Source organism: Caldicellulosiruptor diazotrophicus, from assembly GCF_017347585.1.
Lineage (GTDB): Bacteria > Bacillota > Thermoanaerobacteria > Caldicellulosiruptorales > Caldicellulosiruptoraceae > Caldicellulosiruptor > Caldicellulosiruptor diazotrophicus.
Window position 1 is genome coordinate 890,001 of sequence record NZ_AP024480.1, and the last position, 20,260, is coordinate 910,260.

Annotated in this window: 23 protein-coding genes, 1 tRNA gene and 2 rRNA genes (1 of these 26 running past the window's edge); 18 read left to right on the plus strand and 8 right to left on the minus strand. The window is 38.3% G+C overall.

Annotation, left to right across the window (positions count from 1 at the left end; genetic code table 11):
- A 23S ribosomal RNA gene (locus CaldiYA01_RS04140) occupies positions 1-2,561 on the plus strand (it extends 411 nt beyond the left edge of the window).
- Between the two features lie 70 nt (positions 2,562-2,631).
- Positions 2,632-2,748: ribosomal RNA gene (gene rrf, locus CaldiYA01_RS04145) — 5S ribosomal RNA — on the plus strand.
- Positions 2,749-2,851: 103 nt separating this feature from the next.
- Here the strand turns inward: rrf and CaldiYA01_RS04150 are convergent.
- The 6 genes from CaldiYA01_RS04150 to sigY are packed head-to-tail and all read right to left on the minus strand — an operon-like array spanning position 2,852 to position 5,985.
- Entirely contained in the window at positions 2,852-3,610 is a 759-nt protein-coding gene (locus CaldiYA01_RS04150; RefSeq protein ID WP_207181714.1) for an ABC transporter permease, read from the minus strand.
- Positions 3,597-4,535, minus strand: a complete 939-nt coding sequence (locus CaldiYA01_RS04155; RefSeq protein WP_207181716.1) for an ABC transporter ATP-binding protein — start codon at positions 4,533-4,535, stop codon at positions 3,597-3,599. Before CaldiYA01_RS04155 ends, CaldiYA01_RS04150 begins: the two co-directional genes overlap by 14 nt.
- Positions 4,528-4,734, minus strand: a complete 207-nt coding sequence (locus CaldiYA01_RS04160; protein WP_207181718.1) for a PLD nuclease N-terminal domain-containing protein — start codon at positions 4,732-4,734, stop codon at positions 4,528-4,530. The genes CaldiYA01_RS04155 and CaldiYA01_RS04160 overlap by 8 nt, the downstream gene beginning before the upstream one ends.
- 16 nt (positions 4,735-4,750) lie before the next feature.
- Entirely contained in the window at positions 4,751-5,047 is a 297-nt protein-coding gene (locus tag CaldiYA01_RS04165; protein ID WP_207181721.1) for a hypothetical protein, read from the minus strand.
- 4 nt (positions 5,048-5,051) lie between these two features.
- On the minus strand, positions 5,052-5,453 hold the full coding sequence (locus tag CaldiYA01_RS04170) for a hypothetical protein (RefSeq protein WP_207181723.1): 402 nt from the start codon (positions 5,451-5,453) through the stop codon (positions 5,052-5,054).
- The gene (sigY, locus tag CaldiYA01_RS04175) at positions 5,434-5,985 is read right to left on the minus strand and encodes an RNA polymerase sigma factor SigY (RefSeq protein ID WP_207181732.1); all 552 of its coding nucleotides are present in this window, start codon (positions 5,983-5,985) and stop codon (positions 5,434-5,436) included. The genes CaldiYA01_RS04170 and sigY overlap by 20 nt, the downstream gene beginning before the upstream one ends.
- A gap of 175 nt (positions 5,986-6,160) precedes the next feature.
- Between sigY and CaldiYA01_RS04180 the strand changes: the two genes are divergently transcribed.
- The 12 genes from CaldiYA01_RS04180 (at position 6,161) to trpA (ending at position 16,492) form a co-directional block, all read left to right on the plus strand.
- Positions 6,161-7,009, plus strand: a complete 849-nt coding sequence (locus CaldiYA01_RS04180) for a hypothetical protein (protein WP_207181735.1) — start codon at positions 6,161-6,163, stop codon at positions 7,007-7,009.
- A 130-nt stretch (positions 7,010-7,139) separates the two neighbouring features.
- A complete protein-coding gene (locus CaldiYA01_RS04185; protein ID WP_207181736.1) occupies positions 7,140-7,658 on the plus strand; it encodes a shikimate kinase in 519 nt (172 codons plus the stop codon).
- The gene (locus tag CaldiYA01_RS04190; RefSeq protein ID WP_207181738.1) at positions 7,655-8,515 is read left to right on the plus strand and encodes a TIM barrel protein; all 861 of its coding nucleotides are present in this window, start codon (positions 7,655-7,657) and stop codon (positions 8,513-8,515) included. The genes CaldiYA01_RS04185 and CaldiYA01_RS04190 overlap by 4 nt, the downstream gene beginning before the upstream one ends.
- Before the next feature lie 9 nt (positions 8,516-8,524).
- Positions 8,525-8,962, plus strand: a complete 438-nt coding sequence (gene aroQ / locus CaldiYA01_RS04195; protein ID WP_207181740.1) for a type II 3-dehydroquinate dehydratase — start codon at positions 8,525-8,527, stop codon at positions 8,960-8,962.
- Positions 8,963-8,982: 20 nt separating this feature from the next.
- Positions 8,983-10,047 (plus strand): M24 family metallopeptidase, encoded by a 1,065-nt coding sequence (locus CaldiYA01_RS04200; protein ID WP_207181742.1) that lies wholly within the window; start codon positions 8,983-8,985, stop codon positions 10,045-10,047.
- 148 nt (positions 10,048-10,195) lie between these two features.
- Positions 10,196-11,569 carry an anthranilate synthase component I family protein gene (locus tag CaldiYA01_RS04205; RefSeq protein WP_207181744.1) on the plus strand — a complete coding sequence of 458 codons (1,374 nt, stop codon included), beginning with the start codon at positions 10,196-10,198 and terminating at the stop codon, positions 11,567-11,569.
- Positions 11,550-12,161, plus strand: a complete 612-nt coding sequence (locus CaldiYA01_RS04210) for an anthranilate synthase component II (protein ID WP_207181746.1) — start codon at positions 11,550-11,552, stop codon at positions 12,159-12,161. Before CaldiYA01_RS04205 ends, CaldiYA01_RS04210 begins: the two co-directional genes overlap by 20 nt.
- Complete coding sequence (gene trpD / locus CaldiYA01_RS04215) at positions 12,142-13,152, plus strand: anthranilate phosphoribosyltransferase (RefSeq protein WP_207181748.1); 1,011 nt, start codon at positions 12,142-12,144, stop codon at positions 13,150-13,152. Before CaldiYA01_RS04210 ends, trpD begins: the two co-directional genes overlap by 20 nt.
- Positions 13,153-13,157: 5 nt before the next feature.
- Positions 13,158-13,940, plus strand: coding sequence for an indole-3-glycerol phosphate synthase TrpC (gene trpC, locus CaldiYA01_RS04220; RefSeq protein ID WP_207181751.1), 783 nt, complete (start codon positions 13,158-13,160; stop codon positions 13,938-13,940).
- Positions 13,937-14,551 carry a phosphoribosylanthranilate isomerase gene (locus CaldiYA01_RS04225; protein ID WP_207181753.1) on the plus strand — a complete coding sequence of 205 codons (615 nt, stop codon included), beginning with the start codon at positions 13,937-13,939 and terminating at the stop codon, positions 14,549-14,551. Before trpC ends, CaldiYA01_RS04225 begins: the two co-directional genes overlap by 4 nt.
- Complete coding sequence (trpB, locus tag CaldiYA01_RS04230) at positions 14,544-15,725, plus strand: tryptophan synthase subunit beta (RefSeq protein WP_207181755.1); 1,182 nt, start codon at positions 14,544-14,546, stop codon at positions 15,723-15,725. Before CaldiYA01_RS04225 ends, trpB begins: the two co-directional genes overlap by 8 nt.
- Positions 15,722-16,492 carry a tryptophan synthase subunit alpha gene (gene trpA, locus CaldiYA01_RS04235; RefSeq protein WP_207181757.1) on the plus strand — a complete coding sequence of 257 codons (771 nt, stop codon included), beginning with the start codon at positions 15,722-15,724 and terminating at the stop codon, positions 16,490-16,492. The genes trpB and trpA overlap by 4 nt, the downstream gene beginning before the upstream one ends.
- Before the next feature lie 61 nt (positions 16,493-16,553).
- Here trpA and CaldiYA01_RS04240 read toward each other — a convergent pair whose 3' ends face one another.
- Positions 16,554-16,733: a hypothetical protein gene (locus CaldiYA01_RS04240; protein WP_207181759.1), complete on the minus strand. Its 180-nt coding sequence runs from the start codon at positions 16,731-16,733 to the stop codon at positions 16,554-16,556.
- Positions 16,734-16,881: 148 nt separating this feature from the next.
- On the opposite strand from CaldiYA01_RS04240, the gene CaldiYA01_RS04245 reads away from it, so the two are divergent.
- Genes CaldiYA01_RS04245 through truA form a run of 4 tightly spaced genes read left to right on the plus strand, consistent with a single transcriptional unit; the run spans position 16,882 to position 20,097 of the window.
- The gene (locus tag CaldiYA01_RS04245; protein ID WP_207181768.1) at positions 16,882-17,718 is read left to right on the plus strand and encodes an energy-coupling factor transporter ATPase; all 837 of its coding nucleotides are present in this window, start codon (positions 16,882-16,884) and stop codon (positions 17,716-17,718) included.
- Positions 17,703-18,569 (plus strand): energy-coupling factor transporter ATPase, encoded by an 867-nt coding sequence (locus CaldiYA01_RS04250; RefSeq protein ID WP_207181776.1) that lies wholly within the window; start codon positions 17,703-17,705, stop codon positions 18,567-18,569. Before CaldiYA01_RS04245 ends, CaldiYA01_RS04250 begins: the two co-directional genes overlap by 16 nt.
- Positions 18,569-19,357, plus strand: a complete 789-nt coding sequence (locus tag CaldiYA01_RS04255) for an energy-coupling factor transporter transmembrane component T family protein (protein ID WP_207181777.1) — start codon at positions 18,569-18,571, stop codon at positions 19,355-19,357. The genes CaldiYA01_RS04250 and CaldiYA01_RS04255 overlap by 1 nt, the downstream gene beginning before the upstream one ends.
- A 5-nt stretch (positions 19,358-19,362) precedes the next feature.
- Positions 19,363-20,097, plus strand: coding sequence for a tRNA pseudouridine(38-40) synthase TruA (gene truA / locus CaldiYA01_RS04260; protein WP_207181779.1), 735 nt, complete (start codon positions 19,363-19,365; stop codon positions 20,095-20,097).
- A gap of 10 nt (positions 20,098-20,107) precedes the next feature.
- Here the strand turns inward: truA and CaldiYA01_RS04265 are convergent.
- Positions 20,108-20,184 (minus strand) — tRNA-Val (locus CaldiYA01_RS04265).
- Between the last annotated feature and the right edge of the window lie 76 nt (positions 20,185-20,260).

Sequence of the window (20,260 nt, forward strand, 5' to 3'; positions counted from 1 at the left end):
TCTGATCCTGAGTAGCACCAGTGTCGTGGAAGCTGGTGTGAAGCAGGGGGGACCACCCTCCAAGGCTAAATACTACCGGTGACCGATAGTGCACAAGTACCGTGAGGGAAAGGTGAAAAGAACCCCGGGAGGGGAGTGAAATAGAGCCTGAAACCCTGTGCCTACAAGCAGACGGAGGGGGCGAGAGTCCCTGACGTCGTACTTATTGAAGAACGGTCCGGCGAGTTACTTACGCATGCGAGGCTAAGGCGCGAGAGAGCGCTGGAGCCGCAGGGAAACCGAGTCTGAAGAGGGCGAGAGTATGCGTAAGTAGACCCGAAACCGGGTGATCTACCCTTGGCCAGGGTGAAGTGTGGGTGAGACCACATGGAGGCCCGAACCGGTCGTCGTTGAAAAGGCGTCGGATGAGCTGAGGGTAGTGGAGAAATTCCAATCGAACCCGGAGATAGCTGGTTCTCCCCGAAATAGCTTTAGGGCTAGCCTCAAGTGATGGCCGCTGGAGGTAGAGCACTGATTGGGCTAGGGGCGCAAAAACGTTACCGAACCCTATCAAACTGCGAATGCTGGCGGCAAGAAGCTTGGGAGTCAGACCACGAGCGATAAGGTCCGTGGTCGAGAGGGGAACAGCCCAGACCGACTGCTAAGGTCCCAAAGGTGTGGCTAAGTGTGCAAAGGATGTTCAGCCGCGAAGACAACCAGGAGGTTGGCTTAGAAGCAGCCATTCCTTTAAAGAGTGCGTAACAGCTCACTGGTCGAGCGGCTGGGCGCCGAAAATACTCGGGGCTTCAAGCCACACACCGAAGCATCGGGTTTAAAGCAGGCTATAAGGTCTGCTTTAAGCGGTAGGGGAGCGTTCTGCGGTAGGGTGAAGCCCAAGGCGAAAGCCGGGGTGGACGAGGCAGAAGTGAGAATGCCGGAATAAGTAGCGCGAGGCAGGTGGGAAGCCTGCCCGTCGGAAGCCCAAGGTTTTCTGGGGAAGGCGAATCCGCCCAGAGTTAGCCGGGGCCTAAGGCGAGGCCGGAAGGCGTAGCTGATGGGTATCAGGTTGATAATCCTGAGCCACCTGCCGGAGGGTATCCTACGAGGCGGGACGCAGGAGGAGCAGGCAACCGGGGAGTTGGTATACCCCGGCCAAGCGGCGAGTGGGCGTGCGTAGGCAAATCCGCGCACGCGGTAACCATGAGCCGTGATGGGGAGCCGAAGTTAGAAGTAGGCGAAGTGCCGAGCTTCACACTGCCAAGAAAAGCGTCGCGTAGGCGAAGGCAGGTGCCCGTACTGGAAACCGACACAGGTGGGCGAGGAGAGAATCCACAGACGGACGGGTGAAGCACCGCTAAGGAACTCGGCAAACTGACCCCGTAACTTCGGGAGAAGGGGTGCCTAAAGGGAGAAAGCCTTTAGGTCGCAGGGAATAGGCCCAAGCGACTGTTTATCAAAAACACAGGTCTCTGCCAAGCCGAAAGGCGAGGTATAGGGGCTGACGCCTGCCCGGTGCTGGAAGGTTAAGGGGAGGGGTTAGCTAAAAAAGCGAAGCTCCGAACCGAAGCCCCAGTGAACGGCGGCCGTAACTATAACGGTCCTAAGGTAGCGAAATTCCTTGTCGGGTAAGTTCCGACCCGCACGAATGGCGTAACGACTTGGGCGCTGTCTTGGCGGTGTGCCCGGCGAAATTGTGGTACCAGTGAAGACGCTGGTTACCCGCGGTTGGACAGAAAGACCCCGTGGAGCTTTACTGCAGCCTGGCACTGTGTTTTGGTGTGCCCTGTACAGGATAGGTGGGAGGCAGAGAAGTGGGTGCGCCAGCATCCATGGAGCCGACGGTGGGATACCACTCTGGGTGCACTGGGGCACTAACCAGACACTCTGAACCGAGTGATGGGACACTGTCAGGTGGGCAGTTTGACTGGGGCGGTCGCCTCCTAAAAGGTAACGGAGGCGCCCAAAGGTCACCTCAGCACGGATGGAAATCGTGCGGTAAGAGTGCAAAGGCGGTAAGGTGGCTTGACTGTGAGAGGGACACCTCGAGCAGGGACGAAAGTCGGGCTTAGTGATCCGGCGGTTTCAAGTGGGAGAGCCGTCGCTCAACGGATAAAAGTTACCCCGGGGATAACAGGCTGATCTCCCCCGAGAGTCCACATCGACGGGGAGGTTTGGCACCTCGATGTCGGCTCATCGCATCCTGGGGCTGAAGTAGGTCCCAAGGGTTGGGCTGTTCGCCCATTAAAGCGGTACGTGAGCTGGGTTCAGAACGTCGTGAGACAGTTCGGTCCTTATCCGCCGCGGGCGCAGGGTATTTGAGGGGAGCTGACCCTAGTACGAGAGGACCGGGTTGGACGGACCGCTGGTTTACCAGTTGTCCCGCCAGGGGCACGGCTGGGAAGCCAAGTCCGGATGGGATAAACGCTGAAAGCATCTAAGCGTGAAGCCCACCCCAAGATGAGATACCCCACACCGTAAGTGGTGGTAAGGGTCCTGGAAGACTACCAGGTAGATAGGCCGCATGTGTAAGCGCCGCAAGGCGTTGAGCAAGGCGGTACTAATGGCCCGAGGAGCTTGACCAAGAGAGCTTTCCTCCTATTCACTTGCGAGGCTGCTTAAAAAGCTTTTGAAAAAATGAATATTGATAACAAATCCGGTGGCGAAAGAGCGAGGGAAACACCCGTTCCCATTCCGAACACGGAAGTTAAGCCTCGCAACGCCGATGATACTGTGCTGGAGACGGCACGGGAAAGTAGGTGGCTGCCGGATTTTTATTTTTTGTATTAAAATGTTAAATATTTAACAATACCCATATTCCACCTGGCATCTTTGTACTTATGGCAGCATATAAAAAATTCCTGTGAATGAGAATTCAATTTACTTCTAAGCTATTAAATCGAAAAACGGTTGTCACTAAAAATATAAGAGTCAGCAGAATGGTAGTAACCAACGTTGTTTTTACATCTTGTGAGCCAAAATTACTTGTAAGCAAAATCAAATTATATGGGCTGAACTTCTTAAGTTTTTCAAACTGAGAGAACAAGGCAGTCGAATAAGAGGCTGTACATGCCAAAATTCCAGCTGAGATATTTTTCTTTGTAAAGCTGCTAAGAAGTAATGTAAGCGAGATCACGAACAGGTAGTAAATACACAAGAGAAAGTAAACAGGAACTATGTCAGATACAGTAATTTTCTGTCCTTCAAAAAGAAGATTAGCGTAATATTGGTTGAAGAACAAACCAACTAACAAGAGCAAGCAAATTGCAATTTCAAAATGTAAATACTTTGCCAGTACAATTTGGGATTTATTAGCACCTTTTGAAAAAGGGAAAACAATTTTTTGGGAATATATTTCCTCATTTATACTCCCAGCAGCAGTGAATATTATAAATAGCGTACCAATCTGAAAAAGATCTTTGATATAATTTGCCAATGCGTCTTTAGGCTTAAACTCAAATAGCTGATTTATTATATTAGCAGGAATCTTGTTGCTAATAAAGGAAGGAAGAAGCTTTAACATTACTGGATCTAAGATAGAGAACAATATTATACCGGTTGCAAGAGCAATGTATTTGTACTGTCTTATCCCTTCAATGAATTCTTTTTTAAGATATGCTTTAAATGTCATCATTTTTGTCTACCACCCTTATGAAAATATCTTCCAGCGAGGTTTTTTTTAAATAAAAGGATAAAATAGGCTTATCTATCTGTGCCAATACTTTTATTAACTCTCTTTTTGCTGTTTCAACATTGTTAACATAAATTGAGACTTTTCCATAGACGTCAATATCAATTTTTTTAATATAAGGAAACTGAGACAATTTTTCTTCCAGCTTATCAGGGATACTTTCAAACTCAATACAAAAAATAGGTTGAATGTATTGTTTTTGGAGGTTTTCTAAACTACTACTTACAATTACTTTACCTTCATGTAATATAGTGACATGGTCGCATATTCTCTCTACATCGCTCAATATATGTGTTGAGAAGAAAACAGTGATTCCTTCTTCTTTCAAAGATTTTATATGTTCTAACACTTCAGCTCTTCCTTCTGGGTCTAAAGATGCAGTTGGTTCATCAAGAAGCAATAGTTTAGGCTTATTAAATATTGCGACAGCTATTCCAAGTCTTTGAAGCATTCCGCCAGAAAAAGTTGAGATTTTTCTTTTAGAAACGTTTGAAAGTTTTACAATTTCAAGAACTTCTTCAGTCCTCTTTTTAATAGTTCTACTTTCAAAATTGCAAATTTGTCCTATTAAGTTTAAATACTCAACTGGTGTGAGATAACCATAGAATGCAGGATTTTGAGGAAGGAATCCAATTTGTTTCACTATCGCATTTTTGTTTGTCTTATAATTAAGATTCTCAAATAAGATTGTTCCTTCATCAAAACTAATTAGTCCAGAAAGAATTTTCATTGTGGTTGTCTTACCTGCTCCATTTGGTCCAAGAAAACCATGGATTGTTGCTGGTTTTACTACAAATGATATACCTTTTAAAGCTTTTACTTTTCCAAAGCTTTTGTGAAGATTTACCACTTTCAGCAAACTAATCACGCTCTCTTCCGAGTAGTAGGTAAACTATAGGACCTACAAAGTTGAAAATAATTATTATTAGCGCCCATGCCCATTTTGGAAGATGTTTTACTCTGTCATTTTTCAACTTAACAAGACAGAAAATCATAAGAGCAAACTGCAGAACAATTACAGGCGCAAGTAATTTTAACATTTCTTCCATATCCATATTTCCGAGCATTCCAAAACACTCCTTTTCAGTAAGTTTTTCTATTTTTATCTTTTAAAATTACCCTCGTGATAAGAAGATATATTATAAGACTGCTGGGGAAGTTCAGAAGTCCAAATAGCCCCCAGAGAAAATAGTATTTTTCGCCCCTGTTTTTAGCATCGAAGAATATATATACAGCCTGAGCCATCAGTAAGGAGAATAAAATTAACAAAAGACCCACTGTTATTTTCTCATCAGAAAACTGCTGGACCAAAAAAAGCAAAAAGCTCAAACAAGCGATAGCAGTGATGAAAAAAAATATAAATGTTTTATTAATCTTCATGTTCTCACACCTTTCCTTTTGAGAATATCAATGATACAGGGATTAAAATCCATGGAATCAGCGTTCCGAAGAGTATCTGAAGCCTTACAAAAAATCCAAAACCATTGATGTTAATTAGCAAAATATAAATGGAAAAGACAAGGAAACTCAATAAAATGAATAATAGAAGATTAACCTTTTCCTGCTTTTTAGCTTTTGCTTCTATTGCATCTTCAATGACTTTCTGGATATCTATCTTTACCAGAGGGGAATTATTCATAAGGTCGAATTTATTTTTTAAAAGTTTTAGCTTTTTTTCAAGCAAAACAATATTACAATCTGATTTTTCTAAAGCTTCATTTTCTAACTCTTCATAGTATTTATCAATAATTAAATCTTGAATTTTCTCATTCTTTTTTGCTTTCACTCTCCAGCACTCCTTTCTTTTCGAGCTCTTTTATCAGAAACTTTATGGCAAAATGGAGCCTTGACCTTACTGTTCCGACAGGACAGTTTAAAATTTTGGCAATTTCTTTGTATTTATATCCATAAAAATGTTTTAGAATAAAAACAGCTCTGAATTTATAATCAAGCGACAAAATAGCTTTGCAGATGTCCTTGTATTCACTATTTGATATGGCTGCATGTTCTACATCCTGCATATAATCTTTGTATGACTCGTCTAAGTAGGTATATCTTTTATTTTTTCTTAAAAGGTCCTTGTACACGTTTATTGAAATTTTTATAAGCCATGTCGAAAACTTTGCATCTGGTGAGAACTTATCCATGTTTATGATAGAACGCAAAAGTGTTTCCTGCACAACATCCTGGGCAAAATGATAATCTTGAGTCATCTTCGTCACAAAACCTGAGAGAATATTTAAGTTATTTTCAATGAGCCTGTAGAGAGCTTCTTTGTTTCCTTTTTTTGCTTCTTCTATTAACCTTTTTTCATCCACTACTTATCACTCCTACTATAAATTTAACGCTATTGATTTCAAAAAAGTTCAAAGTGATTTGGATTACAAAAATATTAAAAAATCTTGTAAATTTGCTTATCAGTATTGATACCCCTTTTTTGATGGAGTAAGATTATAATTAGAAGGACAGACATTATGTAAAGGATGAGTAAGAATGATCAAGAGAACAATAACAAAAGCTCTGATATTACTTATAATTTCATTAATAATAGCCCTTATTATCGAAAGCTTGTTTATGGCAGCAAGCGCTAAAAATTTAAACAAGTTACCGGCTTCAGTTCAAAAAGCTTCGAAATCTGCAAAGCAAAATGTCCAGAGAGAATTGGTTTTCCAGCAGCAGATTGATTTGAACTCAGATGCGCAGATAGACATAGTAAGCATTTGGCTTGATAAGAACCAGAAAAAATATTTGCTGAGTGTAAACAATGCGCTTTATCAACCAAAAGAAAACATTTTGCAGGTGATTGGAACTGAGATTGTAGATATTGACAGCAGTGATGGATACAAAGAAGTCTTGTTTCATTACAAATCAAATAAAATTGAGAAATATGTTATATTAGAATACAATGGGAAAACTTTAAGGGAGCTTCTGAATACTGATTCAAAACCAATCATTGATGGAAATAAAGAGGTCATTGTTGAAAGGAATATGGATTTCTGGGTAAAAAAAGAAAGATACGTTTTGGAGCAGACTGCATCTGGCGTGCGAACTTTAAAACTTTCTCCGCAAGAGCTTTACTATGTTGGGGTGTTTGCATATGTTAAAAGACCTTTTGTGTTATATTCGTACAGAGAACAGAAAACTAAGCTCACCACAGCAAAAAAGGGTGAAAAAATAGAGATAGTACAATGCGATCCTTCGAACTGGTTTAAAGACCAATCAAAAAAGAACAACAAGATGTATGATTGGTATATGATAAAGACTGAAAAAGGTTTGCTTGGATGGGCAATGTTAAAAGATTTTATAAACTGCATTGACATTGTGAAAGCTCAGGGGCAATAAAATAAAGCTAATAAACCAGAAGACCATTCATGAGAATGGTCTTTTATTTTTTTTCAAGGACCAAAATTTATGATATAATAGATACAAAATTTCACACAAAAAACATATACCATAAAGGAAAGGATATCAAATGAAAAATATTGTGCTTACAGGTTTTATGGGAAGTGGCAAGACAACCATAGGTAAATTAATTGCTGAAAAACTCGATATAGAGCTTATTGACACAGACTCAGAGGTAATAAAAGAGTTTGGTATGACAATTGACAAGATATTTGAAGTACACGGTGAGAAAAGATTCAGAGAGGTTGAAACAAGGGTAATTGAGAGAGTTTCAAAGCTTGAAAATGTTGTTATCTCAACAGGCGGGGGAGTTGTTTTAAATCCCGAAAATGTAAAACTTTTGAGAGAGAACGGAGTAATATATTTTTTATATGCCTCTGCCGAAAATATTCTCAAAAGGCTAAAAGACGATGATACAAGACCTCTTTTGAAAAATGGTGATAAACTCAGCAACATCATAAGGCTTTTGAACATGAGAATGCCTTTTTATAAAAACTGCGATTTTGAGATAAACACAGACATACTCACTCCAGAGCTTGCAGCAGAAAAGATAATTTCAATTCACTTAGCAAAGGAGAGTAAAAGATGATAAGATTTGGTCCTGCAGGAAACTCTCAGAGTTTTTACGATGCTGGTTATAAATCAAGTGTTGATGCGCCAAAGTGGCTAAAATCAATAGGTCTTTCTGCTTATGAGTACCAGTGTAACAAAGGTGTGAACATTTCAAAAGAAAAGGCAAGACAGATTGGTCAGGAAGCGCAAAAGTATGATATACTTATCTCCATCCATGCACCTTACTATATAAACTTTGGAAGCCAGGAAGAAGAAAAGTTGCAAAAGTCAAAAGAGTACATCTATGAATGCGTAGAGGTTGCAAAGGAGATGAAAGCACAAAGGATTGTGTTTCACCCCGGTTCGTGTGCAAAGGTAGAAAGAAGTTTGGCTTTTGAGACAGCCAAAAAAACGATATTAGAAGTTGTAAACGTGGTGAAAGAGATGCGGGCAGATGGAATATTTTTATGCCCAGAGACAATGGGTAAAAAAAACAATCTTGGCAGTAGCGATGAGATAATAGAGATTTGCAAAATGGACGAGATGCTGCTTCCAACCATTGATTTTGGGCACATAAATGCCTTTGAAGGTGGCAGCTTAAAGACAGAAGAGGATTTTGAAAATCTACTCAAGAAATTTATTGACCAGCTTGGATATGAAAGGATGAAATACTTTCACAGCCATTTTAGCAGGATAGAATATACATCACAAGGTGAAAAAAAACACTGGAACTACGAAGACAAACAGTTTGAGCCTGACTTTGAACCATTGGCAGAGGCTCTTTACAAGCTAAAGCTTGAACCTGTGATAATCTGTGAATCAAAAGACTATATGGCAGAGGATGCTCTTGTTCTGAAAAAGATCTATCAAGAAACTTTAGAAAAAAGGGTGTGAGGATTTGTAATGAAAAAGGTCTTGGTAATAAACGGCCCAAATCTTAATCTTCTTGGAATAAGAGAAAAAAATATATATGGCAGCGTAGTATACGAAGATGTCCTCAAATCTATTTCACAAAAAGCTCAGGAACTTGGGTTTGAAGTGGAGTTTTTTCAATCAAACCATGAAGGAGAAATAATAGATAAAATCCATAGAGCATATTTTGAAAAGGTCGATGCTATTGTAATAAACCCAGGTGCGTATACTCATTATAGCTATGCAATCCATGATGCAATAAAGGCTGTAAACATTCCCACGATTGAAGTGCATATTTCCAACATTCATGCAAGAGAAGAGTTCAGACGCAAAAGTGTGATTGCTCCTGCCTGCACAGGTCAAATCTCCGGTTTTGGTACCAAGAGCTATATAATAGCACTTTATGCTTTGAAAGAGATTTTAGGGTAGAAAGGAGCAAAGCTTTAGCAATGGTAAGCACAAGAATTGAAAAAATATTCAAAAGAGATGAGAGCATCGAAGCAGTTTTTGTGTCCAAAAAAGAAAATATCAGATACCTTAGCAATTTCAAAGGCGATGAAAGCTATCTATTTATTACAAGAGAAGGATCAAAATATCTTTTAACAGACTTTAGGTATACCGAGCAGGCAAAAAAAGAAGTAACTGAATTTGAAGTTGTTGACTACAAGGGAAAACTTTATGATACTATAAAAGACTTGATGGTATCGCATAACATTTCAAAGCTTTTTATTGAAGGGTATCATCTTACATTTTCGTTTGTGAGTGAGATGAAAGAAAAGCTTGAAGACAGGGTATGTGCACTTTCATTTTCTTTGGACATACTTAGATCTGTGAAAGACGATGAAGAGATAGAGAAAATAAAAAAAGCTGTTGAGATTACTGACAGAGCATTTGAGCACATCTTAAAGTTTATAAAGCCGGGTATTTCAGAAAATGACGTGGTTGCAGAGCTCAACTACTTTATAATGAAAAACGGCGCAAAAGGCTTTTCATTTGAACCTATAGTTGCCTCTGGCAAAAGAAGTTCTTTGCCCCACGGCGTTGCGACAGACAAAAAGATTGAAGCTGGCGATACTGTTACAATTGACTTTGGATGCAACTTTGACGGCTACATGTCTGATATGACAAGGACAGTATTTGTAGGAAATGTGAAAAGTCAGATGGTAAATATATACCATATAGTAAAGGAAGCTCAGCAAAAGGCAGAAGAGTTTATAAAAGAAGGTTTAAAAGCAAACGAAGTTGACAAAATTGCCCGTGACTATATAGGCTCTTTTGGTTATATGGAAAAGTTTGGACACTCTTTAGGACATGGTGTTGGACTTGAAATTCATGAACTTCCAAGACTTTCACCAAAATCTGAGATGGTTTTAGAAGAAAATATGGTTGTGACAATTGAACCGGGCATTTATATTGAGGATTTTGGAGGTGTGAGGATAGAAGATATAGTTGTTGTGAAAAGTGGTGGATGTGAGATTTTGACAAAGTCGTCAAAGGATCTAATTGTAATTTAGAAATTTGGTATTGTCAGATGAGAAGTTTTCTGATATACTTTTAAATAAGAATAGTTTTAAAGAGTTTAGAAAGGTCATTTTGTGAGCTTGTATAAGTTTAGATGAGACGAGAAGAGAATAGAAGAGATGAGAGGAGATGAGCTGTAAAATGGAAAAAGTGGCGAACGTGCGCCCCGATAGCTCATCGGGGCTTTTTTGTTATCATGATATTGGAACCAATTTACCTTTCTTTGAAGAATATTCAAACGATTCTATTGACCTATCAAATATAGATTTTGATTCAATCGAAGGGAATTACTTTTTCTTCGAAAATTCCCAAATGATAGCTTTTTGTCTTGATAGACTTTTGTGCGTTACAGTCTATCGTGACAAAATTGAGGTTGATTCTGAAGGAAATAAAAAAGTTTTCTATGGCGATATTTGTACAATGTTTGATAGCATATTGGAAGTCCTAATTCAAAAGAATGCTTATATCACCTGTCAATTTAACTATCATGCGGTAAATCTGTTAGAAGATATATATTTAACTGATAGTCCTTATATAGTTCTAAATGTTTATAGGAAAAATGTACTTATTGATAAACTTACAGGCAAGAAGATTCTTTTGGTGAGCAAAGAATCTGAAAAAAATATAGAAGTAGATTTTAAGAGGTACCAGAGAAATAATTTGTGTGAGGTAAAAAGCAATGTGGTTTTTTCAACTCCAAAAGAGTATTTTATCAGCACAGTCAAGCAGGCAAAAGAGGATATCAGAAATGGTGAGATTTTTCAGATTGTTCTGTCACAGATAATATTGGTCAAAAGCAATATCCTAACCAGCCATCTTTTTTACACAATGAAAGAGAAAAATCCTTCAGAGTACAGCATTGTGATAAACAATGAAGAGAGCCAAATAATTTGTTTTTCGCCAGAGACTCTTATAAAGAAAAAAGGAAACATAGTAAAAACATTTCCAATTGCTGGAACATACAGGATAAACGAAGGGGATGATATTGCCCAGAAAAAGATAGAGATACTAAAAGACAAGAAAGAAATAAGTGAGCATGTCATGCTTGTTGATCTTGCGCGAAATGACCTTGGCAGGATTTCAAAACCCGGAACTGTAAAAGTAGAAGAGTACTTGAGAATAAAAAGACTTTATAACCTTATTCATATATATTCTGTTGTTACAGGTGAACTTGAAGAAAAGAGCCTCACAAAGGCAATACTATCTGTTTTTCCGGCTGGGACGCTGACCGGCGCACCAAAGATAAGAGCTATGCAGTTGATTGAAAAATATGAAAGGCAAAGAAGAGACCTTTACGGAGGAGCAATCGGGTATATCTACAAAGACCAGTTTGACCTTGCCATAGCTATAAGAATGGCTGTAAAGGACAAAAAAGAAAGCATTATAAAGCTTCAAAGCGGTGCGGGGATTGTGAATTTGTCAGTACCTGAGAATGAGTATCAAGAGTGTTTGACCAAGCTCAGAGCGTTTTTGAGGATAATGGGGGTGGATGAAAATGATATTGTTAATAGATAACTACGACTCTTTTACATTCAATCTTTACCAAATGATTGCAAGCAAAACAAAAGTTTTAGTGTTTAGAAACGACAAGGTTACAGTTGATACAATAAAAAAATTAAATCCTGCAGGTATAATAATTTCTCCAGGTCCTGGCAGTCCAAAAGATGCGGGTGTGAGCAAAGAGGTTGTAAATACATTTGCTGGTAGTATACCAATCTTGGGTGTTTGTCTTGGTCATCAGGTGATTGGAGAATGTTTCGGAGCACGAATTACTCATGCAAAAACAATTTACCATGGAATGAGATCGAGAGTTGACCTGCTTGAAAGCGGTAAAAGAAGTAAACTTTTTAAGGGTGTACCAGAGAGATTTTTTGCAGGTAGATACCATTCACTTGTGGTTGAGAAATCTGCGTCTTTGAAGCAGCTTGAAATAGCTGCTGTGAGTGAAGATGATGAGGTTATGTCCCTGGTAAACGATAGTTTGAGAGTTTATGGGATTCAGTTTCATCCTGAATCAATCCTGACTCCTGATGGAGAGACAATTATACAAAACTTTTTAGAAATATGCTATGATGGGGTGGAAAAAGATGCTCATCGATGTGCTTGAGCTTGTGACAAACAAAAAGGATTTGGAATATAACCAGGTAAAAAATCTTCTTGATAACATTTTGGAAGGCGAACTTGATGAGATAAAGTTTGGTGCATTTTTGGCAGCGCTAAAAACAAAGGGCGAAACAGTAAAAGAGATTTCAGCATTTGTTGATGCTTTTTATGACAGGGCAAAAAAACTTAATTTTGACCATCAAAGAACAATTGATACATGTGGAACAGGTGGCGATGGGAAAGGCACCTTTAACATCTCAACAGCCGCGGCTATTATTCTTAGCTGTTTCGACATAAAAGTAGCAAAACATGGTAACAGAAGTATTACAAGCAATTCCGGGTCAGCCGACATCTTAGAAAAACTTGGTATAGATATCCAGCCAGAGGAAGGAAAAGTTTTGGAAGGACTTGAGAAACTGAACTTTGCATTTTTATTTGCACCGATATATCATCCAGCCATGAAGAAGGTTGCAAATTTAAGAAGATCACTTGGTATCAGAACAGTTTTTAACATCTTAGGTCCTCTTTTGAACCCTGTACCACTGAAATATCAAGTGGTTGGGACGTTTAACTTTGATGCGCAGGAGAAAGTGGCTTCTGTGCTAAGGGGCAAGAGAAAAAAAGCCGCTGTCATACATAGCCTTGACGGACTTGACGAGATTTCTGTTTCTAAAAAGACAAGAGTACTTGAGATACAGGACAAAGATATCAAAGAATATTATATTGACCCCAAAAACTATGGAATTGAATTTGATACAAACTCAATCAGAGGCTTTTCGCCTGAAGAAAACGCAAGGATTTTGATAAGTGTGCTTGAGGGAGAAAAGTCACCTTATTTTTGGGCTGTTGTTTTGAATTGTGGATTTGCACTTTACATTTGTGAAGTTGCAAAAGATGTGGAAGAAGGAATTAAGCTTTCCTCAAAAGCAATTGAGAGCAAAGAAGCTTATTTAAAGCTCAAAGACTTGCAGCAGTTTTATAAATCGGGAGTGTAATTAAAATGAGTGTGCTTGAGCGCATTTTAAGTTATAAAAAGGAAGAGGTTGAAAAATGTAAAAATCTCATACCTGTTGAGAAGATGAAGAGACTTGCAGTTGAGAAGATTAAAGATGGCTATTTAGAGAATAAGTTTAAAAGAATATTTAAAAAAGAAAAATTTTGTATAATTGGAGAAATAAAACGGGCATCACCATCGGAAGGCGTAATATCAGAGGATGCCAATGTAAAAGCAATAGCAAAGATGTATGAAGATTTAGGGTTTTTTGCTATATCAGTTTTGACTGAAAGGTTTTTTTTCAAGGGTTCGGAACAAGATTTGATGGAAGTAAAAAAAGAGGTATCTCTGCCCGTGCTAAGAAAAGACTTTATCATTGATATCTGGCAACTTTATCAGACAAAGATGATAGGCGCAGACGCAGCTTTGCTTATCACAAAAGCTTTGTCAGAAAAACAGCTTGCAATATTCATTAAAATATTAGAAATTCTTGACATTGTCCCGCTTGTTGAGGTTGAAAATGAATATGAAATTGAAAAAGCTCTGAAGTGTGGTGCAAAACTCATAGGAATCAATAACAGAAACCTGGATGATTTGTCCATTGATATAACAAAGACAGAAAGACTCTTGAAGTATATTCCAAAAGAAGTTGCTGTGATAAGCGAAAGTGGAATTAAGACAAAAGAAGATTTTGACTATATTTTTTCGCTCGGTGTTGATGGATGTTTGATAGGGACATCTTTTATGAAATCGCAAAATCCGCTTGAAATAATTGGTGATAGGATATGATAGTAAAGTTTTGTGGACTAAAGAGGCTTGTTGATGTTGAGATGTGCAATAAACTTCAGCCTGATATGATAGGCTTAATATTTGCGCAAAGCCCGAGAAGAGTTGAAAAAGACATTGCAAAAGATATGATTTTGGCTAAAAGTCCCTCAATAAAATCAGTAGGAGTTTTTAAAGACCAGAACATATCAGAGGTTATAGAAATAGCAACTCAGCTTCAACTTGACTTTGTACAGCTGCATGGCAGGGAAGATTGTGAGTATATAAAACATTTGAAAAATCTTGGATTTAGGGTTATAAAAGCTATTGAAGTTAAAGGACAGGAAGATATAAAAATAGCTAAACGCTATGTAGAAATAGCCGACTTTGTACTTCTTGACAGACCTAAAGACAGTAGTTTGGATATTACAAAGGTTGCAAAACTTGCTGACTTTGATTATATCATTGCAGGTGGAATAACACCTGAAAATATAGATAAATACCTAAATCTGAATCCAGTTGGTATAGATGTCAGCTCAGGAATTGAGACAGAAGGTTATAAGGATTTTGCAAAGATGAAAAAGATTATTGATATGGTAAACAAATATAAGGTTGGTGAAATAGAAAATGGATAGATATTTTGGAAGATTTGGTGGGATGTATGCACCAGAAACTCTTATGCCAGCTCTTTTAGAGATAGAAGAAGAGTTTTGCAAGCTTGTGAAAGATGAAAATTTTCTCTCTGAATATGAGTATTATCTCAAAAACTATGTTGGAAGACCATCGCCACTTTATTTTGCCAAAAACTTGAGCAATCATCTTGGGGTTAGAATATATCTCAAAAGAGAAGACCTAAACCATACCGGTGCACATAAGATAAACAACTGCATTGGCCAGGCACTTTTGGCAAAGCATATGGGCAAAAAAAGACTTATTGCCGAGACAGGAGCAGGTCAGCACGGTGTTGCAACGGCTACAGTTGCTGCTCTTTTTGGAATGGAATGCGAGATATTTATGGGTGAAGAAGATGCAAAAAGGCAGTTTCATAACGTGCAGAGGATGAAAATGCTTGGCAGCACGGTAAGAGTAGTGAGCAAGGGAAGCAAGACCTTGAAAGATGCAATAAACGAGGCAATGCGTGACTGGAGCGAGACGTTTGAGTATACCTTTTATCTTTTTGGTACAGCTGCAGGACCTCATCCGTTCCCAACAATTGTAAAATACTTTCAAAGTGTGATTGGGAAAGAGACAAAAGAGCAGATAAAAAGGCTTGAAGGAAGACTTCCAGACTATATCTTTGCGTGTGTGGGTGGTGGTTCTAACGCAATTGGTATCTTCTCAGCGTTTTTGGAAGATCATGAGGTAAAGCTTATTGGCGTTGAGGGTGCAGGAGAGGGAATACATACAGGAAAAACAGCTGCGACGCTATGCAGCGGGTCTGTTGGAATATTGCATGGTACAAAGACGTATATTTTACAGGATGAGGAAGGGCAAATTCAAAACACACATTCAATTTCAGCAGGGCTTGACTACCCGGGGGTTGGACCTGAACATGCATATTTGAAAGAAACAGGAAGGGTTGAGTATGTAGGGGCTACTGACAAAGAAGCTGTGGCTGCATTTTTGCTGCTCACAAGGCTTGAAGGGATAATTCCAGCGCTGGAGTCGAGCCATGCCCTTGCAGAGGTTATTAAAAGGGCAAAGATGGGACTGTTCAAAACTAGTGACATTGTGGTTGTGAACCTTTCTGGAAGAGGTGATAAGGATATAAATACAGTACTTGAGCTTTGGAAGGATGATGAGCTATGAATTTAATAGATGAAAGATTTGAAAAGCTAAAAAAAGAGGGAAAAAAAGCCTTCATAGGCTATGTTACGTTTGGATATCCCTCTTTTGAAGAAACACTTGGGTTTATAGAGCTTGTATATTCATATGTAGACATTTTAGAGATTGGTTTTCCTTTTTCTGACCCTATTGCAGACGGAGAGATTATTCAAGTAGCATCAAGGAAAGCTCTCAATGAAGGTGTTAAATTGAACCACCTTTTTGAAAGCATTGAAAAGTTTAAAAAAGATAAGCCGGTTGTGCTAATGCTGTATGCAAACACAGTTTACAAAAGGGGAATTGATAAATTTTTTGAAAGTTGCAAAGTTTGCGGTATAGATGGCGTTATAATTCCTGATGTTTCGTTTGAAGAGAGCTTTGAGTTCAAAGAAGTAGCTGAGAAGTTTGGTATTGTCTATATTGACCTTGTATCAATATCTTCTCTTGAGAGAGCCAAGATGATAGCAAAGCAGTCTAAAGGTTTTTTGTACTGTGTTTCAAGAAAAGGTGTAACAGGTTTCAAAGGGCAGATTGATGATAGGATTTTTACTTTCTTGAGAGAACTAAAAACTATTACCTCAACACCTTTGGCAGTTGGATTTGGTATAAAGAGTAAAGAAGATGTTGAGAAATTTAAAGACCTTGCAGATGGTATTGTCATTGGAAGCGCAATAATTACAAAGATAGATGAAGGAAAAGACAAACTTGAGGATTTTTTGAAGGAAATCTCAGAAAGTCTAAAAGACAAATAAATTTAAGGGGATGCGAAAAACATCCCCTTTTTATATTTTCACCTTCCTACCGTGCTACGCTTCAGTTTACAGAAACCTCCGTATTTTCACTTTCTTTCAAAAGCCGACTGATTTTCTTTGGTGTTTCCTCAATTTTTGAAAACTCTTCTGCTTCAAGATTATCAAGATCAATTGGCAGGTTGAATTCTTTTAAATTTATCAAGTTGTAATCAAAATAGATGTCACACCTGGGAGAAAACATTTCAAATCCCCCCTTCCAATATATATTATACCCTCTTTTTCGTTAATATGTTCGATGTATACAGGGATACTTCAAAAATACATGTATATTTAAGGCCAAAAATTTTTGCTATAATAGAATGTAGTTTGGCAAAAAGGAGAAAAGTAAAATGAGCGCTTTTATAGAGTTTAAAAATGTGAGTTTTTCATATGTAAGCTCTGATGGGACAAGAACACCAGCTTTGATTGATATAAATCTTAACATAGAAAGAGGAGAATTTGTTGCGATATTGGGGCTGAATGGTTCTGGCAAATCAACACTTGCAAAACTAATAAACGGTCTTTTAATTCCAGAAAAAGGCGATGTGATTGTAGATGGTATGAATACGAAAGATACAGAAAAAGTCTGGGATATCAGAAGAAAATGCGGATATATATTTCAAAACCCTGACAACCAGCTTGTTGCGTCGATTGTTGAAGAAGATGTTGCGTTTGGACCTGAAAACTTAGGAATGCCGAGAGAAAAGATAAGAAAAGCTGTTGATAGCGCACTTTTGGCTGTTGAGATGATGGAATATAAAAACCATGCTACGTACAAACTGTCTGGTGGACAAAAACAAAGGGTTGCGATTGCTGGTGTTCTGGCGATGAAACCAGAGTGTATCATATTGGATGAACCAACCTCTATGCTTGACCCAAAAGGAAGGAAAGAGGTTATAGCCACTGTAGAAAGATTGAACAAAGAAGAGAAAAAGACTATTGTTTTGGTTACACACAATATCGACGAGATGCTCTTGAGCCAAAGAAGCATTGTGCTGGATAAAGGATATATAAAGTTTGATGGACCTTCGATTGAGCTTTTAAAGCTTGACTGGTTTTATGAGATGGGCTTTGACATGCCACAAATTTTAAAGCTCTCAATTGAGCTTAAAAAAAGAGGTGTAAAGATTGATAAGGAAATCTGGTCGGTTGATGAAATGGAGAGGTTTTTATGTTCATTGAAATGAAAAATGTAGAGTTCATATATGGCTACAAAACACCATTTGAAAAAAAGGCGCTTGAAAATATAAACCTTTCAATAACAAATGGAGAGTTTATTGGGATTATCGGCAAAACTGGTTCAGGCAAATCAACTTTGGTTCAGCTAATGAACGGGCTTTTGGTGCCGCAGATAGGTGATGTTGTTGTTGATGGTATAAATACAAAGGATAAAAAAAGGGCAAAGGAGATTCGAAAAAGAGTAGGACTTGTGTTTCAATACCCTGAATATCAGTTGTTTGAAGAGACAGTTTACAAAGACATAGCGTTTGGTCCTCAAAACCTTGGATTTTCTGAGGATGAAGTAAAAAGAAGGGTAAAAGAGGTATGCGAGCTTTTAGAGATACCTCAGCAACTTTTAGAAAAATCGCCGTTTGAGCTTTCTGGTGGGCAGAAACGAAGGGTTGCAATAGCAGGTATACTGGCAATGGACCCAGAATGTATAATTCTTGATGAACCAACAGCCGGGCTTGATATGCGTGGCCGAAAGAGGATTTTTAGTATCATAGAAAGACTTCACAAAGAAGCCAAAAAGACCATAATTTTAATCTCTCACAGCTTAGAAGATGTTGCAATGCTCTGTGATAGGGTCATAATCCTGAACAAAGGCAAAATCCATTTTGACGGATCCAAACATCAGGCTTTTGAAAATGTAAATCTTCTTGAAAAAAGCGGACTGTTGCCACCTGACATTCTTTATCTTCAGCACAGGTTAAAACTTAAAGGTTTTAAGATTGACAGGTTTGAATATAGTATCGAAAAGGTTGCTGATATGATTGTAAAAAATATTGCATTCAAAAGAGAAGGTGAAATGATATAATGGTTGACTTTGTAATTGGTCAGTATATAAAAAAAGATTCATTTGTGCACAGGCTTGACCCAAGGACAAAGATAATAGCTCTGTTCTTTTTTTGTATTTCAATATTTGTGGTAAACAGCTTTTATGGTTATATATTTTTGTTTGCCTTAATGCTTCTATGGATTTTGCTCTCAAAAGTAAATCCGATTATACTTTTGCGCGGAACAAAACCTGTATTTATATTAATCCTTATAACAGTAGTTTTTAATCTTTTTATGACTCAAGGAAAACTAGTGATAAAGATATTAGGGCTTGTTATAACCGACAGAGGTATTGTACTTTCTATTTTTTTAGTAATTCGACTTTTGCTGCTCATTTTTGCAACAAGCCTTCTTACTCTCACAACATCGCCGATTGAAATAACAGATGCTCTGGAAGTGTTATTAAAACCTCTAAAAAAGGTGAAATTTCCTGTTCATGAAATCTCTATGATGATGTCAATTGCCTTAAGGTTTATACCAACCATCTACGAAGAGGCAGACAAGATTATGAAGGCTCAAATGTCAAGGGGTGCTGATTTTGAAACAGGGGGATTAATAAAAAAAGCAAAATCACTTTTGCCGCTTTTGATTCCACTTTTTATTTCAGCTTTCAAAAGAGCAGATGAGCTTGCAATTGCGATGGAAGCGCGCTGCTACAGAGGCTCAGAAGGTCGTACAAAGCTTAAAAAACTTGAGTTTGGAATTCCTGACTATATTTCGATTGTTGTATGTGGGATTTTAATCATACTTGCGATTGTTGTGAGGTGAAAAACTTGAGAAACATTCTCTTGACTATAGAATATGATGGCACAGGATATTTTGGGTGGCAAAAACAGCCCAATAAAAAAACCATTCAGGGAACAATCGAAGAAGCTATAAAAAATTTGACGGGTGAAGAGGTAAACTTGATTGGTTCTGGAAGAACAGACAGGGGCGTTCATGCTTTAAATCAAAAAGCTAATTTCAAAACAAGCTGCAAAATTCCAACAGACAAGTTTCCGTTTGCCTTAAATTCTGTACTGCCTGGCGATATATCTATAAAAGACGCGGTTGAGGTGCCTTTAGATTTTTCTGCGCGATACAGTGCAAAGCAGAAGACTTATAAGTATCTTATTTATAACAAAAAAAGCCGTCCTGCGCTTTTGAGAAACTATGCATATTATTATCCATACCAGCTTGATGTTGATGCCATGCAAAGATCATGTGAATACTTTATAGGGGAGTATGACTTTAAAAGTTTTTGTTCTGCTGATTCTGAAGCAAAGACAACCATAAGGCGTGTATACAATGCATATTTGGCCTTTGAAAATGAGTGCATTGCAATATATATAACAGCCAATGGCTTTCTTTACAACATGGCAAGGATTATCGCAGGAACAATCTTGGATGTGGGAGCAGGAAAATTAAAACCAATGGATATTCCGCTTATAATAGAGAGCAAAGACAGAACCAAGGCAGGAAAGACCTTGCCACCCTGGGGGCTTTACCTTGTGGATGTTGTTTACTGACAAAAATAAATGGTGGGGATAATAGGACTCGAACCTATGACCTCTTGCATGTCAAGCAAGCGCTCTAACCAACTGAGCTATATCCCCACCAATTGACTATTTACTTTTTGCAAAATGTATTATAGCATATATTTTGTAAAATGAAAATATCAAATGAAAACTT